General features: G+C 72.1%; 13 protein-coding genes and 1 pseudogene. All 14 read right to left on the bottom strand.

Annotated features, from left to right (window positions below):
• Positions 1–126: 126 nt before the first annotated feature.
• Positions 127–714 carry a hypothetical protein gene (locus tag AB0H28_RS25670; protein ID WP_358045123.1) on the bottom strand — a complete coding sequence of 196 codons (588 nt, stop codon included), beginning with the start codon at positions 712–714 and terminating at the stop codon, positions 127–129.
• 99 nt (positions 715–813) lie between these two features.
• A complete protein-coding gene (locus AB0H28_RS25665; RefSeq protein WP_358045120.1) occupies positions 814–1,491 on the bottom strand; it encodes a GGDEF domain-containing protein in 678 nt (225 codons plus the stop codon).
• 94 nt (positions 1,492–1,585) lie between these two features.
• Positions 1,586–2,554 carry a MarR family transcriptional regulator gene (locus AB0H28_RS25660; RefSeq protein WP_358045117.1) on the bottom strand — a complete coding sequence of 323 codons (969 nt, stop codon included), beginning with the start codon at positions 2,552–2,554 and terminating at the stop codon, positions 1,586–1,588.
• A gap of 104 nt (positions 2,555–2,658) precedes the next feature.
• Entirely contained in the window at positions 2,659–3,051 is a 393-nt protein-coding gene (locus AB0H28_RS25655) for a hypothetical protein (protein WP_358045114.1), read from the bottom strand.
• 287 nt (positions 3,052–3,338) lie between these two features.
• Positions 3,339–4,205 (bottom strand): hypothetical protein, encoded by an 867-nt coding sequence (locus AB0H28_RS25650; protein WP_358045111.1) that lies wholly within the window; start codon positions 4,203–4,205, stop codon positions 3,339–3,341.
• Between the two features lie 572 nt (positions 4,206–4,777).
• A complete protein-coding gene (locus tag AB0H28_RS25645) occupies positions 4,778–5,215 on the bottom strand; it encodes a hypothetical protein (protein ID WP_358045108.1) in 438 nt (145 codons plus the stop codon).
• 31 nt (positions 5,216–5,246) lie between these two features.
• Positions 5,247–5,897 carry a hypothetical protein gene (locus tag AB0H28_RS25640; protein ID WP_358045105.1) on the bottom strand — a complete coding sequence of 217 codons (651 nt, stop codon included), beginning with the start codon at positions 5,895–5,897 and terminating at the stop codon, positions 5,247–5,249.
• Positions 5,898–6,439: 542 nt separating this feature from the next.
• The gene (locus AB0H28_RS25635) at positions 6,440–7,315 is read right to left on the bottom strand and encodes a replication-relaxation family protein (protein WP_358045103.1); all 876 of its coding nucleotides are present in this window, start codon (positions 7,313–7,315) and stop codon (positions 6,440–6,442) included.
• A 209-nt stretch (positions 7,316–7,524) separates the two neighbouring features.
• A pseudogene (locus AB0H28_RS25630) lies at positions 7,525–9,929 on the bottom strand (ATP-binding protein).
• 107 nt (positions 9,930–10,036) lie between these two features.
• Positions 10,037–11,824, bottom strand: coding sequence for a DUF87 domain-containing protein (locus AB0H28_RS25625; RefSeq protein ID WP_358045100.1), 1,788 nt, complete (start codon positions 11,822–11,824; stop codon positions 10,037–10,039).
• A complete protein-coding gene (locus AB0H28_RS25620; RefSeq protein ID WP_358045097.1) occupies positions 11,821–12,753 on the bottom strand; it encodes a PrgI family protein in 933 nt (310 codons plus the stop codon). The genes AB0H28_RS25625 and AB0H28_RS25620 overlap by 4 nt, the downstream gene beginning before the upstream one ends.
• 35 nt (positions 12,754–12,788) lie before the next feature.
• Positions 12,789–13,703 (bottom strand): hypothetical protein, encoded by a 915-nt coding sequence (locus AB0H28_RS25615; protein ID WP_358045094.1) that lies wholly within the window; start codon positions 13,701–13,703, stop codon positions 12,789–12,791.
• Between the two features lie 5 nt (positions 13,704–13,708).
• Positions 13,709–14,089 (bottom strand): pilin, encoded by a 381-nt coding sequence (locus tag AB0H28_RS25610; RefSeq protein WP_358045091.1) that lies wholly within the window; start codon positions 14,087–14,089, stop codon positions 13,709–13,711.
• A gap of 738 nt (positions 14,090–14,827) precedes the next feature.
• The gene (locus AB0H28_RS25605) at positions 14,828–15,706 is read right to left on the bottom strand and encodes a hypothetical protein (RefSeq protein ID WP_358045088.1); all 879 of its coding nucleotides are present in this window, start codon (positions 15,704–15,706) and stop codon (positions 14,828–14,830) included.
• Between the last annotated feature and the right edge of the window lie 811 nt (positions 15,707–16,517).

Raw genomic sequence — 16,517 nt, 5'->3', positions numbered from 1 at the left:
CTGCTTGATCGACGCTCTTCTCTAGGCGAAGGTCAAGTCGTTCACTTGGGTGGTGCCGTAGGGCACGGTGTCCGCCGCGCGGGGTGAGGTCGGGAGCCGCGCTCGCCGGCGTGGCGTCGGCGGCTTTCAGGAGGTCGTCGGCGTGGACCGATCGGGCCGGCTGGTGCTCTCGATGAGGCGCGCCAGTGCAGAGCGGGTGGCCGGCGTGTCGTCGTGGTCGAGGTGGTCGTCGATGCAGACCACGGGGTGCGGTTCGCCCCGCAGCCTCGTGATCTGGTAGCTGCGGCGGTCGGCGTCGACCGCGTCGACGCGGCGGATCTCGTGCGGGCCGTCGGAGGCGACGAGGACGTCCTCGTAGCAGACGGCCCAGGCCAACAGGCGGAGTCCGGGTGTGGGATCGGCGAGGAGGTCCGCGATCAGGCTGATGTCGACGCAGGCGGCCAGCGTGGGCCGGGCGACCGGCTGGTCGATGTCGAGCGCGGCGGCGAGGTCCGGCAGGAAATCGGCGAGTCCGGCGCGGTAGCGGCCCATGCGGGTGTCGTTCAGCGGTAGGTGGACGGCGCGCATCTGGCGCCTCGTGCCGTTGGTTGCGGATGGGGCGGGCCGGTCCTGGACGAGCAGCAGGAGAGGCGGGCGGCCCCAGCCGAGGAGGTCGGCGCTGGCCTCGATGTGCAGCAGGCACCCGGTCAGGGCGTGGACGGCGTTGAAGGACATCACGGGGATCGGCTCCTTGACGGACGCGAAGCCCCGCAGGCCGATCGGCCTGCGGGGCTCCAGGTGGTTGCGGAGGCTTAGTGCTGCGCCGGGTGCGTGTTACCGCAGGTCGCGGTAGCGGGTGACGGGACACGGCGGCGTGACGTGGCTCGGGTCGTGGGCGCGGATGCCGCTGCGCTTGCGTTTGGACAGGTACATGGCCTGGTCGGCGGCGTGCAGAAGGTCGCGCGGCAGCATGCCGGGTTCGGCGGCGGCGTAGCCGACGCTGGCGGTGACGGTCACCTGCTGGCCGGCGATCTCGTAGGGGCGCGTCGAGATGCGCCGGTGGGCGGCCTGGGCGGCGGTATCGACCTCACCGACGTCGCCGTGCACGACGAGGGCGAACTCGTCGCCAGCCAGGTGCGCGGCCAGGGCGACCGACGGCCCGAGGGCCATCAGGCGGCGGCCGACCTCGTGCAGCAGGTCGTTGCCGTGCTCGTGGCCGTAGGTGTCGTTGACCTGCTTGAAACCGTCGAGGTCGATGAGGATGAGCCCAAGCGGTTCCCCGAGCGAGAACGTGGCCTCGAGGTGGGTCCACAGGGCCCGCCGGTTCGGCAGGCCGGTCGTGTCGTTGTGGGTGGCCAAGCGGTGCCAGTAGGACCGGCCGCGGTCGCGATCGGCCAGCGCCTGTCGCTGATGGTGAATGACCTGCCGCTGCCGGACGAGCAGTGCCGTTGCGGCGGCGAGACCGGCGAGGACTCCGCCGGCCGCGGTGAGATAGGAGGTCAGGTGGGACACTCGATGTCGCTCCTTGTCGGTAAAGGAGCACCGGGGCGGGCGTGGTTCCGCCAAGTTCGACGCCCGCCCCGGGCTACCAGCGGTGGATTAGCTGCTAGTCGGTCTTCGGGGCGAGTTGAAAGGCCGCCGGCTTCTCGACGACCTGCACGGCGAGGTGGTCGGCGACGAGCTTGTGCAGGGCGTTGACGACCGCGCCCGCGCTGGCCTTGGCAGATCCGCTGCCGTCGTTGGCCTGGTCGATGGCCTTGCACAGTTGGCTGGTCTTGAACGGCTGGTCGGGGTGGGCTTCGAGCACGTCGAGGATGGCCCCTCGCAGGCTGCCCTTGGACCGGCGTGGCTTCTCGCCACCCGACGCGCTCGCAGCCTCAGCTGGGCTGCTGGGCCGGGTGGAGCCGTCGCTGCCTTCCGGGTCCGTGCTGGGTTCGGAATCTGCCTCACCAGATGTGTCGGCAGCGACCGGGGCCTCGGCGTCGGCCGGGGTGGACTCGGCGTCGGTTGCGGTCGCCTCGCTTAGGCCGCTGTCCGCCTGACGCGGCTGGTCCTGCGGGGTCGGCCGATCCGCGTCGCTGTCTGGCGTTGGTGGGTGTACGTCGTCCGGCTGGATGCTGGTTGACCCGTCGTCCGGTTCCGCCGCCACGGCGGCCCCCGTCTCCTGCGCCGGCGCGGGGGGCTCGTCCGGTCTTTGAGCCTCGCCTGCGTCGTCGTCGGTCGGTGCGGGTGCGTGGGGCGGGTCGCCGCTGGCGTCGGTCGTGGTTGCCGGCGGGTCGCCGCTGTCAGTGCTGGCCGCCGCGGTCGCGGTGTGCCGCCAGAGCGTGCGGCCGTCGGCGGCGCGGAACGGTTCGGCCTGGCCGTCTTCCTCCAGCTTGCGAAGCCGCTTGGTGGCCGTCGAGTAGCCGACGCCGGCGCGCTGTGCGATCGCGGCGGCCGTTTCTCGGCCGAGTTCTGCCAGAGCTGCGGCGACCTTGTCGAGGGCGCTGGGCGCCGGAGTCTGGTCGGTTGTGTGGTCCATCTGTCCTCCCCTTGGGACTGCTGATCGGTATGCCGGGATGTGGCGTGCTTCCATGCATGCTTCGACAGCGCCTCGTGATCAAGTGCGATCACCGGATCTCGCCGGCGCCGTCGACGCTCGGGCAGGGCCTTGCACGCCCTGTGCTGGCGGCCGTGCGGCTACGGCTGGCCGAAGACGCGGTCGCAGCGGCTCGGGTCGACCGGGCGCCACGGCAGGCCCCAGCCGATCCGGTACCGCCCTGCAGTGGGCTGCACGAGGTGGACGCCGCTGCCAAGGGACACCGGACGGGCGACGGTGAGGGTGTGCCCGTCGAAGTCGACGGTGTGCCAGTCACCGCCGACGTAGTTGCCCATCGCGGCGAACGTCTGGACCAGGGCGGTCACCGCCTCGCGGTCGAGGGTGAGTTCGAAGGCGCCGTTCCACCAGCCGGTCACCGTCGCGAGGTAGCCCTCGTAGTAGCGGTGGAAGCCGGGGACCGGCTCGTAGCGCAACCACCGGCCGGAGAACACGGCCGTGCTGCCTCGCGGCGGCGTGTAGTCAGCCGTGGGCATCGACCACCGCCACCGGCCACTCGGCCGGGTCGAGCCGGGCACCCTGCGGTCGAGGGCGGCCGGGATACCGCCACGGCGGGAGCAGGTCGGCTGGTCTCGGCCGGCGTGGCGCCAACCGTCCGGGGTCCGGGTCGCGGCGACCAGCACGCAGGTCGTCGAGGACCTGTCGCAGGCGCGGCGGAATCTTGCTGAGGTCAAAGTCTCCCCTGCGCTCGCCGCAGCTGCGGTCGACCAGTGTCGTCCCTCGCGGCGTGGCGTCGCCTTCGCCGGCGTGGGCGCTGCGCGGGTCACTGCTGGTCTTCCTGGTGTTCCGTGCCGGCCGCGGTGGAGGACGATCGCTTCTCGTCCCTTCGCCCGGCGGAAGTGGCTGTCAGGGCAGCGACCGTGCGGGCGCTGGACCAGGCGGCGCCTGTCTCCTGCGCCGCCTGGGCGGACCAGTTGGCTGCGATCTGCAGCCACGTGCCGACGTCGTGGGTCACGTCGACGACCTCGCCGCGCACCTCGCTGTCGTCGTCGAGGCCGGTGAAGTGTGCCTGGCGGGCCTGGTCGAGCAGGTAGGACCCGGTCTGTGCGTGCACCCGGGCGAGCAGCCGCGTGGTGCGGTGCAGGTGCCCGACCAGGGACGCGACGTCGCAGGGCGTCGGCAGGGCCAGCATCGCGCTCAACGGCCCGGTGGCCGTGTGCAGCCAGCGGGTGAGGTGCTCGGCTGCGGTGATGGCGCTGCCCAGCCGGGCGGGGTCGCAGGGGCCGTCGATTGCGAACAGGTGGCTCATCGCGTCGATCCAGCTGCTGGTCTCGCTGTCGGCCGGGAGCCCGTCCTCGACGAAGGCCGCCTGGGCGTGGCTGCCGTCGGCAGCCGCGCAGATGGGCGTGTTGTCCGCCAGATGCCACCACGGGGCGCTGCCACCGCGGTAGGCGCTGGTCCAGTTCTCGGCGGGCTGGTCTGTGACCGGTTCGCTGCAGACAGGGCAGATCGGGAGTTGGATCATGTTGCTTGTCCCTTCAGACAGGGTGAGGGCGGCGACCAGGGATTGGTCGCCGTTGGCTTTTGGTGGGGTGTGACCACGGCCTGCTGACAGGCGCTCGCGGGATCCGAGGCCGTGCTGGACCTGGAAGAGGGAAAGAACGGCCGTCTCGCCCGGCCGGTGGCGCAATGGGCGCCCCCGCCTGGGGCGGCTGGCAAGCTCAGGCGAGATGCGGCGCCTCGGACACGTGGGTGGCCGAGACGGTTGGCTGGTCATCGCAAATGGTGATGATCAAGGCGTCGCGGCCACTGCTGGCTGCGGCGGAGCTGCTCGGTGTGGTGGGTGCCTGGCCGGCGCGACGGCAGGGGGCGATCAGCAGGTCGTTCCGGTTGTGGGGCCGGCTGGTTGTGGCCGAGGTGCTCGGCGAACACCGCCCGTACGGGTGGAGTCCGCAGGCTGCTCGGGCCGGGGTGGTTACGCAGGCCGTTGGACAGGAGGTAGACGCCGTCGTCGGCGACGAGCAGCAGCGCGGGGCCGGCGGATTCGTCATCGACGGGGTCGGCGTGATGCGCGGCGGCTGCGACGGCTCGGCGAACTCCCGGACGGTGTCAGGGATGAGCGTGAACCGGGGACCGATTCTCATGCTGAGCCGGTCCCCTCCCACTCCAAAAGCAGGGGTGAGGTGGTTGGCGGAGCCGACCGGGCAGCAGCGCGCATCCTTCGGGGATGGCGGCTGCTGGCCCGGTCGATTCCGGCAGGTGTCAGCGCGGGGCGTGGAAGCGCCCGCGGCCGACGCCGGGGATGACGGTGTCGTCGAGGTAGTCGACGACGAAGGTGCTCCAGCCGGCGTCGACGCCGGTCTGGATGAGGTGCAGCAGGTGGTGCTTCGGCCCGTACAGCGGGATGTCGCCGAGACGGCCCGGGTACAGCCGTCGGTAGCGCTTGCCAGTGAGCTCTCCGGCGAGCACCGGTATCTCCTGCCAGCCCAGCAGGCTGGAGGTGACGGGCCGCAGGCGGTGATTCTCGCCCGTGTAGGTGCTGGTGCCGGTCAGGTAGATCTGACCGAACTCGTCGTGCATCACCCGCAACGCGGGTGCCGGGTGGGGTGCTGCGCGGTTCGCCGCGCTGCGACGCTGGGCGCGGACGCAGGCGTCGGCGAGGTGCTCGACCTCGTCGAGCAGGAACATGACGCGGCCCATCGGGGGTGTCTCCTTCCTGTCCGGGGCGCAGTCAGAGCGCGACCGCGAGCAGTCGCTGGTCGGGATCGATGGCGGCGAACAGTCGGTTGGCCTGTTCGAGGTAGGTCACCCGGTCGGCCATGGCGTCGCTGGCCGGGGCCAGCCTGGCTCCTTCGGCGGTGATCAGCGCGTCGCCCGCGACCGCGGTCAGGGCGCTGTGGTGCTGGTAGGCCATGCAGCCGGCCTGATACATCTCCAGTTCGTTCAGGGCGATCTGCCCGGCGCCGTACGTGGCGGCGTTGTGCATCCGAATCGCGTTGACCCGGGGCTGGTTGTTGAAGTCCGCGACGGCCTTGTCCCACGGGTACTCCTGCGGGTCCGCCAGGTGGCGGGCCTCGTAGACGTGCCACGGAGTGGCGTTGCGGGTGCCGTGCACGGCGCGGCTGAACAGTTGGTGGCGGATGCCCGCCCCGACGGCGGCGGCGTGACGCATGCCGGTCAGGTCGAGCAGTCGCGCCGGTCCGCCCGCGCAGTAGGCCGGCCGGCCCTTGCGCAGTCCGAACATCTGGCTGCGCTGCCACAGGTGCACCGCGGGGCTGGCCCAGAATCGGGGCGACAGCGTGCCCTGCACGCCGAAGTTGCGGTCGAGCTGGTGTGCGGTCAGGGACTCGCGGGGCAGGTCGCCCGGCACACAGACGATCATAGTGCGAATCGTCGCCGTCGGTGTGACAGCAGGCTCGGTGACCTTGCGGGTCGCGTTCTTGGCCATAAGGGGTCCTCCTTGCAGGTTGGCGCGTCAGGGCGCGCGGAGATGACCGGCCCACTGGGTGCGTGGGTCGGTTGCGGGGTGAGGTGTGGTGCGGGTTGGTGCGGTGCGACCTGCGGTCGCCGCGCGGCGCGGCGCCGACCGGCCCCGGGGTGGGGCGGGTGGGCGTGGCGCACCGGTGGGTGCGGCGGTGGTTCCGAGGTGGGACCGGACCGGGTGGAGATATGAGGTGGTGTTAGTGCCGTGAACGGTAGCGGCCTGATCTGTCAGGCCCATCCGACGAATTGATCGCCGAAAAGTGGGGCTGACCTGCGCTGTGAGACATCCCGACCCGCTGTGGGCCGTCGTCGGCGTCGACGCTGTGAGACTTTCCCGGTCTCACAGACGGTCTTGCTTGCTGACAGACGCGGACGGTGGTCAGCCTGCGCGCAGGCGCCCAGGCTGGCCTGTCCGGCGCCCGCTGGCCTGCGGTGTGAGCCCTACAGGTCGTCGAAGCGCTGCGGGTTGGTGACCGTGTCGGGTCCGTGGTCGCAGGGCAGCTCGTGCAGGTACCGCCGGTGGGTGAGGTCTGAGACGAGGGTCCAGACCCGGCCCGCCGGGTCCGGGCCGTGGACGGCGGTCGCGATCGGGCTGGCGGTGCGCAGCCCTCCGAGCACCCCGAGCAGGCTGGCCTCGCGGCGGCGGCTGGGGACCCAGAACAGCACGGGGTAGCGGGGGCCAAAGGTGGTGAGGCGTTCGTATCCGCGCAGCTTGGCCACGACCCGGGCGAGGTTCTCGGTGTCGTTGTCATGCTCGAGGAAGAAGCCGGTCGAGGTGCCGCCAGCGGTCCACACGCCGTGCCCGTCGGGGCGGATGCCGGCCTGGACGTAGACGGTGGTGGCGTGCTGCTCGGACCACCAGCGCGACAGTAGGGCGTCGGGCGTGTGGCGGGCGGTGGCGATGAGGTCGGTGAAGAACTGGTTGACGCCGAGCAGGTGGTTGACCTGGCCGCTGGCGGCGATCCGCTTGGCCCGCTCCAGGGAGCTGCGGGGCGCCTTGCCGCCGAGCCCGTTCGGGTCGTGGTAGGTCGTCGGGTGCAGTTGCAGTCCGACGGGTCCGAGGGTGTAGAGCAGCGACCCGTACCGGCCGTGGGCGCCGCTGCGGCCGAAGCGGTGCAGCACGTCGAGGCGGTGCAGGATCGTCAGCCGCCGTTGGGCGGTGCGCCGGTTGTCGAAGAAGGCGTTGGTGATCTGGTCGGTGGACAACAGGTAATGCTCGGCGAGCAGCCCGAGGAGGGCGTGGTCGCGGGGAACGATGCGACCGAACACCGCGAGCGGATCCGGGCTGCTGGAGGCAGGAGGAACACGGGAGTACACGACGTTTGCTCCTAGGCAAGATGGGGTTCCCCTCCCGATCGGGAGGGGTGTCTGGAGAGGGAGAGGTCGGTGCGGAGGGCCTGTCACGGAGCGTGTGCGGCACTGACAGCCAGGTCAGCACCGTCCTGCCAGCCTGCGGCGGTCACCGGCGGCGATCCCGGCGGCGAGCCGGTGCGCGACCCGGGCGACGCCACCGCCTGACAGACTCCTCAGCTGCGGTCGCCCTTCGGACGGGAGCGCCGCTTGTCGTCGGGCTTGCGGCTGAGCCGTTCGACGAGGTCGTCGACGGCGCCGGTGTCCTGGCTCGGTACCGCCGCGGCGGCGGCCTGGCGGATGGCGGTCGCCTCGCCGACGACCGGCCTCGGCGGCCGGGTCTTCATGGTGAACGCGGGCGTCTGCCGGCCGTTCACCACGAGGCGTGCGGCGGCGGTGTACGCGTCGAGGTGGGCGAGGTCGTGCTCGCCCAGTTCCGGCAGGGTGTGCCGGGACAGCACTTTCGCGTCCTCCGGCGCCACGGTGAAGTAGACCTTGTTGCGGGCGTTGGCCGACGCCGCTGCCAGGAGGTCGCGGGGAAACTGGGCCAAGTCCTGGTGGGCGAGCACGAGCGACAGCCGGTACTTGCGGGCCTCGGCGAGCATCGTGTCCAGGCTGTTGGCCAAGGTCAGGAAGTTCTGGGCCTCGTCGATGATGAGGCTGGCGTCGCGGCGCCGGTCGGGTGCGACGCCGGCGCGGGCGGTGGCGGCCTGCCACACCTGCGCGAGGACGAGGGAGCCGAGCAGTCGGCTGGTGTCCTCGCCGAGCACGCCCTTGGGATGCGGACGAGCAGCACGCCGCCGTTGAGCACGCGGCCCATGTCGAAGCTCGAGCGGGGGTAGCGCATGGTGCGTTTGACGAAGTCGCGCAGCAGGAACGCGCGCAACCGGGCGAGGACCGGTCCGATGACCTGCGAGCGCAGGCTGTCGTTGAGGCTGTCGTACCACTGCCAGAAGCCGCTGAGCCCGGCCGGGTCGTCGAGGTCCACCGTCATCGCCGAGCGGAACTGGGGGCTGTTGAGCAGTGGGGGGATGTGCTGCAGGGTCACGTTGTTGTGGCGCAGCAGGGTCAGGCAGGCCACCCGCATGACGTCGTCCATCCGCGGTCCCCACGCCTTGGCGAAGATGTTGCCGAAGATCGACACGAGGTTGTCGACCACCAGGTCGGGGTCGTCGCCCTCGAGAGGGTTCAGCGTCGGCGGGTTGTCCTGGTCGGGGTCGAAGAGCACGACGCGGTCGGCGACGGTGGCGGGGAGCCGGTCGAGGATGTCCAGGACGAGGTCGCCGTGCGGGTCGATGACGACGGTGCCGCGGCCGGCCTTGATGTCGTCGAGGGCCATGTTGACCAGCAGGGTGGTCTTGCCGGAGCCCGTGGAGCCGATCACATGCATGTGATACCTCGCGTCCGGCACCGACAGCCCCACGCTGTGCCCGCCGATCTCGGCGTCGCCGAGCATCTTCACCCCCCGCCCGCCGCCGGGAACGGCGACCGGCGCCGGCATCGACGCGGCCCGCGCCCGGTCGAGGCCGGGCACCGCGAGATCCTGCGGCAGGGCGGCCAGTGCGGCGAGTTCCGGGGCGGAGGTGAGGAATCCCGGGCCGAGGCGGCGGGCGGCGAGGACGGCCACCGGGGCGGGCATGCGGGCGCGGTGGGTGAGCCGGTTGCGGCCGGTGTGGATGGCGAACGCCGAGGCGATCGTGTCCGCGATACCCCGCAGCCGCCCGCGCGGGTCGGCGCCGGGCCGCCGGCTGGTGCTGGCGACCGCGTACCGGATGCCGGTCTGCCACAGCGGGTGCGCGGTCTTGTCCAGGATCGCCCGGACGTCGCGCTCGACGGTGGGATCCCGACGGGCGGCGGGCGCCGCGGTGCGGCCGATGCCGCCGCTGCCGGGCAGGAACGCCTCCAGCAGCCACAGCACCGGCGCAGCCGGGTTGACCGCCGGCACGGCGCTCTTGCCGGCCCGCAGCCGCCCGGCCGCGCGGCGGGCCCGCGCCGCCCGCCGGGGTGTGGCCGGGCGGGCGAGGATCTGCACGCACGCGTACTCGCCGGGTTTGAGTTGCGCGCCGGCCGACATCAGCGGGCGCAGCGGGTCGGTGTCGTGGTCGGTGGACAGCGGCAGCCACTCCGCGTACACGGGCAGCAGGTGCCCACCCGCCGCGGGACGCGCCTCCAGGGGGACCGGCGGCGGTGGGTTGTCGTCGGTGGTGGTGGACGAGCCGGGCCACGCCGCCCGCACCGCGGCCTCGACCGCCCCCGGGGGGACGGTGCCGGGCACCCAGATCGAGATGAGCAGCTGCCGGCCGGACCACGTGTACTGCCACACGACGTGCGGAGCGCCGTGGACCAGGCGCCGCCGCCGCGACGGGGTCAGCACGCCGGCCAGGTTCGCCCACAACGCTGGCGCGCTGTGCGGGTCGACCTCCGGCGGCGGCGCGATTGTCACCAGCCGCGCGCCGCGGGCGTGGTGGCGGTGCCGCCACATTTCGACCAGGTTCCGGGCTGCGATCCACGCGATCAGCAGGGCCGCGGCGACAGCCGCCAGCCACGGCCGCTGTGTGGCCCACGCGGCGGCGTCGACCAGCGCCGACGCGGGTCCGGTGGGGGGCGGGATAGGATCGGCGCCCGGGCCGATGGTGGGCCCGGGCGCCGGTGACAGGAGCGCTGCTCTGAAGGCTTCGGTCGGTGGTGTCACAGGTCGTCCTCCTCGTCGAGGTCGGCCAGCTCGGCCGGGTCGGTCGTCGCCAGGGCGTGCTCCGCGTCGGAGGAGACCGACTCGAAGCTGGTCCTGCTAACCCCGGAGATCAACAAGCCGTGGCCGCAGCGGGCCGCCAGCAGCAGCCGCCGCTCACCGTCAGTGAGCCCGAACGCCTCACCGACGGCGTCGATGGCCTGCGGCGCCTGCCGCAGCAGCACCTGCGTGGCGGCGTTGGACACCACCGCCTGGCCGAGATCGGTGCCCAGCACGTCGGCGGCGTCCTGGGTGATGACGGTCAGCCCGGCGTTGCGCTTGCGTGCCGCTTTCGACATGCGGAACAGGAAGCGGGCGCCTTCGCCGTCGCGCATCAGCAGCCACGCCTCGTCGACCACCACGAGCCGCCGCCGTGACGGGCGTTGCGGGGCGTCGACCGTGCGCCAGATCGCGTCCAGCGCCAGCAGGGTGCCGACGGTGCGCAGTTCGTCGGGCAAGTGCCGCAGCGACCACACGACCAGGTGTCCGACCGGGGCCTGGGTGGTGGGTGCGTCGAACAGGTCGGCGAAGCTGCCCTGCACCCACGGCGCGAGCCGGGCGGCCAGCGTCGCGGCGGCCGGGTCGTCGTCAGCGCGCAGCGCCACGGTGAGGTCGCGCAGCAGCGGCGCGGGCCGGTGGTGGGTGGCCGGGTCCGCGGTGATCCCGGCGGCCCGGTAGACGGTGAGGATCGCCCGGTCCAGCGCGGCGCGTTCCGCCGGTGGCGGCTGATGGCCGAGCAGCACGCTGATGAGCGTGTGCAGGAACAGCCCGCGACGGGTCAGCGTGTCGGGACGCCGGTCACCGACCGGCAGGTCCAGGGGATTGATCTTCACGCCGGGCAGGCCCAACCGGACGATGCTGCCGCCGACCGCGTCGGCCAGGCGCAGGTACTCGTCCTCAGGGTCCACCACCGCGACCTGCACACCCTGATAGAGGTTGCGCAGGACCTCCAGCTTCACGAAGTACGACTTCCCGGCCCCGGAGCGGGCCAGGACGACCGAGTTGTGGTTCTCCTGCGCCCAGCGGTCCCACCACACGATCCCCGAGCTGGCGGGGTTGACGCCGTAGAGGACACCGCCGGTGGCCGGCGGGTCGCCGGGCAGCGGCGCGGGCAGGTCCGGGCTCGACAATGGGAACGCGGCGGCGAGGGCCTGGGTGTCCATGGTGCGCAGCATCCGCAGCCCGTCCGTGGCCAGGGGCAGGGTGGTGGTCCAGCCGGGAAGCTGCCGCCACGTCGCGGGCTGCACCTCCAGCAGGGTCGACGCGGCGGCGGCCCTGACCTGCGCGCACGCCTCCAGTAGTTCGTCTTCCGTGCGGGCGTGCACGGTCAGGTACAGGCCGACGCGGAACAGCTTTGCCGCGCCTCGGGCCAGCCGCTCGGCCAGGTCACCGGCGTCGTGCGCGGCGGCGTCGACGTAGGGATCGGCCAGCTTGCCGCGTTCGGAGTCGGCCCGCCGGGACGACTCCAGCCGTGCCCGCTGCTTGCGCAGCCGGGACGCGGCGATCGGCGCGGGCAGCGGCTCGATGTGCACCGCGAGGTCGAGCCGGCCCGGCCAGGACAGCAGCGGCTCCAGCCACGCAGGTCCCACCTCGGCCGGGTAGCCGGTCACCACGAGGGTCGCGGCGAACCCGTCGCCCACGCGCAGCCACCGGGGCGTGACCTCGACGGTGGCCGGCGCGACCGCCGACGCCAGCGAGCCCCGCTGGGACTGTGCGCTGTCGCCGCCAGACCTTCTCTTCCTGATCATGAAGTCCTCCTCCTGGTGCGGGTGCGGGTGGGTGCGGCGACGGTGATGACGGCGTCGGGCGCGGCCAGGCCGCCGGGACGCGGCGGCCGGTACGGGTCGGCTGCGCAGGCCAGGGCGGCAGTGACCGCCGGGCCGTCCAGCACCCGTGGGGTCACCCCGAGGCCGGACAGGGCCCGGACCGTGTCGTCGGCGCGGCGCCGCGCGGCGTGGTGGCCGTGCTCGCCCGCGGCGGTGCCCGTGACGATGAGGACCTGCCGGCGCAGCGGGTCGCGGCGGGCGGCGAGGTCGCCGAGGAACGCGGCGTGATCGCCGCACGCCGCGCGCAGGTGCGGGTGCGGCTGGGCGTGCGCGGCGGCGGCGAGGGCCCGGCTGTGGGAGGCCAGGTCGACCGGTTGCGCGGACACGACGATCTGCGTCGGGGTCGACAGGCTGTTGAGCCACCGGCCCCAGCCGTCGATCAGCGCCGCCTGCTCGCCGGGGGTGCGCAACGCGAGGTTCACGGTGGTGGTGCCGACGATCGCCGCCCGCGCACCGCCGAGGCTGACCTCTCCGTCGTCGTCGATGGCGTCGGCGGGCAGCCGCAGCGGCGCCGGCAGCGGCACCCGGCCGCTCCTGGGGGTCTCGATCCAGTCCGGCGGTGCGCCAGCGTCGGTCGATGCGGCGGTGGACAGTGATCGGGGGGTGCGGGTGTGGCGGATGGCGTGCAGCAGCCACACATCCATGGACAGGCCGTCGCGGCGGCCGAGCGCCAGGCCGGTGACCAGCCCGCCGAGCACCACACCGGCGCCGATCAGGACCGGCTCGGGCACGACGCCGTGCAGCGTGCGCCATACGGCGTAGAAGCAGAGCGCGCCGGCGGCGACGATCGCCAGCTGGTGGAACGTCAGGCCGTAGGCGACCTTGTCGGGGGCGTCGACGTCAGCGTGCATGCGTGCCCTGATGGGCGCTTCGGATTCGGCTCGGGTCATTTGATAGTCCTCCGTAGGGTGTTCAGGCCGGGGATGGTGCGGGCGATCTGCTGCACCACGACGACGCGCACGACCGCGCCGAGCATGGTGCTCGTGCCGCGTCCGGTCTGGCCCGCCCAGCGGGCCATCAGCCCGGGGATCTTGACGGTGGTCCAGAGCAGCACCACCACGACCAAGAGGTTCAGCGTGCCGCCCGGGTCGACGGGCAGGCCGAACACGGGCAGCATGGTCGCCGGGTCGAGCAGTGTCTGCTGCCCCGCGGTGAGGAAGAACGCCTGCGCCACGGGTATCGCCAGGCATCCGGCGTAGGCGCGCCACCACAGCCGGGCGAGACCGTCGGTCTGCGGCAGCGCGTGGCAGGCCAGCGCCAGCGGCGCGATGCTCGTCATCACCAGCAGCGCCACGAACCGGCCGATCAGCTGGAACGCGGCCGTCACGACGAGGGCGGTGATGATGAGGATCAGGACCAGGAACAACAGCGGGACAGTGCGGTCCTGGGCCGCCGCGAGGTGGCTGCGGATCGCGGTGAATGCGCCGTCGCCGTCGTAGCCGCCCTCGCTGATCGCTGCGGTCAGGGCGTTGGCGAGATCGATGAGCTGGTCGCAGGCCAACTGGGAGAAGTGCGCGGCGGTGAACCCGACGACCAGTCTCGGTAGGAGGTCCTTGACCGTGTAGCGGGACTGTTCGCCGCCGTCGGCGACCATGACGAGCACGCCGGCGGCGACGAACGCCAACACGAAGACGGTGTCCACGATCCAGACCGACCGGCCGGTGAGCGCCTGCACCTGCGGCAGCACGGTGACCTTCGGTGTGGTGAGCAGGATGCTGGTGATGAGGTCGAAGATGGTGTTGAGGCTGGCCAGGATCGCTGTGGTGAGCCAATCAAGAGCCTGGTCGAGGAACCATCCCATGATGATCAGCCCCCGACGATGCCCTGGATGACCTGCAGCAGGATCGGTGCGAGGACGGCCAGGCCGTAGCCGATCAGCGCGTTGCGCAGGGCGAGCTTGGCTTTTTCGACCTGCGACGGGTCACCACCGGCGGTGGCCCAGTACACGCCGGCCAGGACAAGGAAGAGGGTGGCGATGGCGGCCAGGATGCCCATGACCCAGTTCTGCAGGTTGGCGATCACGACTGGCAGCGAGTTCGCCGCCAGGTAGACGCCGCCGCCGGGATCGGCGTGCGCGGCGGTCGGGAGGGCGAGCGACAGGCCGACGCCGGCCAGCGGTACGGCGGCGCGGAGTGCGAGACGAACGGCTCGCGGGATTCGGAGAGTGCGGTGTGGGGTGCGGGACATTGCGGTTCACCTCCCGCCGCGCCCCGGCCACGAACAGGCGTGACCGGGGGCGGCGATTGCTCGAAGCGGTCCGATGGGACCGCCGCCGGGCGCAGGCGAGAAGCGCGCGAACCGCGTGAGCCCCGGGAGGAGCTCGTCCTCCCTCATGGGTGGGTTGCGGTCATCAATGTGGTGTCAGCGCATCAACGTGGCGCGGCACCCGAGGCGCGTGGATCGCGGCTGCCCGTGTCGCCCGGCGGCGGGCGGGACCGGCGAGCGGTACGGCTCGCGAAAAGTCCCGCACCCCCAAACCGGGATTTGTGAGCCCTGGCGAACACTTCCCGCGCCCACACCGCTCTGGTGCGGACTCACATCGCAGGTCAAGGCTTGTTTCACCGGCGACAGCGCGGGCTGGCGGGCGAGGACTCACAGCCGGATCGGAATCGGATGCCTGGGAGCGGTGTGAGCGCCGCCGGCGCTCACAGCTCTTGACAAGGCCGCCTCGGTCCACCCTGAGCCGAGTGCTCCTGACAACGGCGGACAGGTCCTCACCGCGGAAGCGAACGGGCCGAACGGTGCCCTGCAGGACGTGACTGCGGGGCAGGTCGACTGAGAAATAAGCGCCATCCCTTCCCCCTCGATCTGCTCCAGCGCAGGCGCTGCCTGTGGAGCAGCTGCGCCGCGAGCGGCACCGGGCACACGAGAACGGCCGTGGCGCGACGTTGCACGTCGGGCCACGGCCGTTCTCGGCCAGCGGGGTCAGGCGGCTGCTGCGGCGTGTTGCCGGGCGGCTTCGCGGCGGGCAGCGGCGGCACGTCCGGCCCGGCGCCGACTGCGCTGCTCCGCCCGCTGCCGCAGTCGCTCCGTGGTTTCCGGCGACGCGACCCCGGTCAGCAGCCCGTCGGCGAGGGCCTCGGCGATGCGGATGTCGATGCGCGACAGCCGCATGCGCAAGGCATCCACGCTGACGCCGTTGGCGACGGCGATGGGCTCGATCGCCCGGCGCCCGAGGCGCACGTCGATGTAGGCCTGCTCGTCCTCAGGATCGAGGACCCCGAGAGTCACCGCCCGGCGGACCAGCAGGTCCGGATGCCCGTACGGCACCCGGGGGGTGCGCGGGCCGGGGGCGACGTGCTCGATGTCCTCCACCGGCACGTACTCCTGCTGCTGCAGCCGCAGGTCCCGCCCGGCTCGCCACGCCGCCTTGCACAGGCTCGCGTACGGCGCGGGTTTGGTCAGGTCCGCCCTGTCGCGCAGCGCGGCCAGGAACCCGGTCAGGATCTCGGCGTCGATATCCGCCGGGTCGCCGTCGTAGCCCTCGCACAGCTGGCCCGCGTACTGCTGCAGCGCCGGCATCGCCATGCCGACCGCGGCGACGACCCAGTGCGGCCCGTCGAGCCGGGCGCGGCGGATCAGCTCCCGCCACACCTCGTCACGCGCCGTGTAGGCGCGGGGGTGGCGCAGCAGCCAGTCCCGCAGCGCCGGCAGCGCCATCACCGGCTGCGGGAGCTTCGTGTCGAAGAAGAACGCCGTGCAGTCGAGGACCAGCGGCGCGGGCTCGCAGGTCAGCGCGGCGAAGGCGGTCTCCGCCGCGTCGAGGGCGGAAGTCGGCCAGTTCGTAGCGTCGGACACGCTCATGTCAACACTCCTGTGACACCGAAGGGATGCGATGCCGTCGCCGGCGATGTCACGGCGACCGGCGGCTTCGATTGCGCCACAGACGGCTCACAAGGAACTGACAGAGCTGTTCAGAGCGCCGATCACCGCCGTCGTCCCGGCCTGCTGTCAGTGGCCCCTACGCACGACGTTCCATCGCCGCTGATCGTTGGCCGGGAGTCTGACAAAGGCCGGTTGACCTGCCCTGTGACACCCCTGACAGAGCCTGTTACCGCGCGGTTCGCAGGCGGTGGCACAGCCGCGCGCCGCGACCGCGTGACACGGCGTCCACGACCTCACCGGCAACGCGCAAGGTCCCTTGTGACAATCCGGTCGCCTCACAGCGCCACTGTCACGACCCTGTCGCCGACGACCCGCGCGGGCTCGGCAGTGCCCGTGACAGTCGCAGGCGCGCTGTCACCGCTGGACATCCCGCACCCTGTGACAGGCGATGCCGCGTCGATGACATCGCCGCCCACACGCGGCGCCCGACGCGTCTCACAGTGCTGGTCACAGCGCTTGTCCACGTCGACGTCCGAAGCGTTCTCCGCACCGGCGTCCGCACCCGTCATCACTTCTGTCAGTGACACAGCGTCACTGACAGAAGGTGGCCGGCGTGAAGCCGGGCCCCGTCGCGGTAGGGCGGCTGCCGACGGCTCGTCACGTCGCGAGCGACCGACAACGTGACGGAAATCAGCACAAGCTGATGGCGGGTCGAGCGTTGTGAGTGCTTGTGGGTTCGGCAAGTGTTCGCAGGGGCTCACAAAACCCGGTTTGGGGGTGTCAGCGCTTC

The organism is Micromonospora sp. NPDC050980 (assembly GCF_040653835.1).
Lineage (GTDB): Bacteria > Actinomycetota > Actinomycetes > Mycobacteriales > Micromonosporaceae > Micromonospora.
Note: the sequence above shows the minus strand (reverse complement) of the source record. Positions and strands in the feature narration are given on the sequence as shown.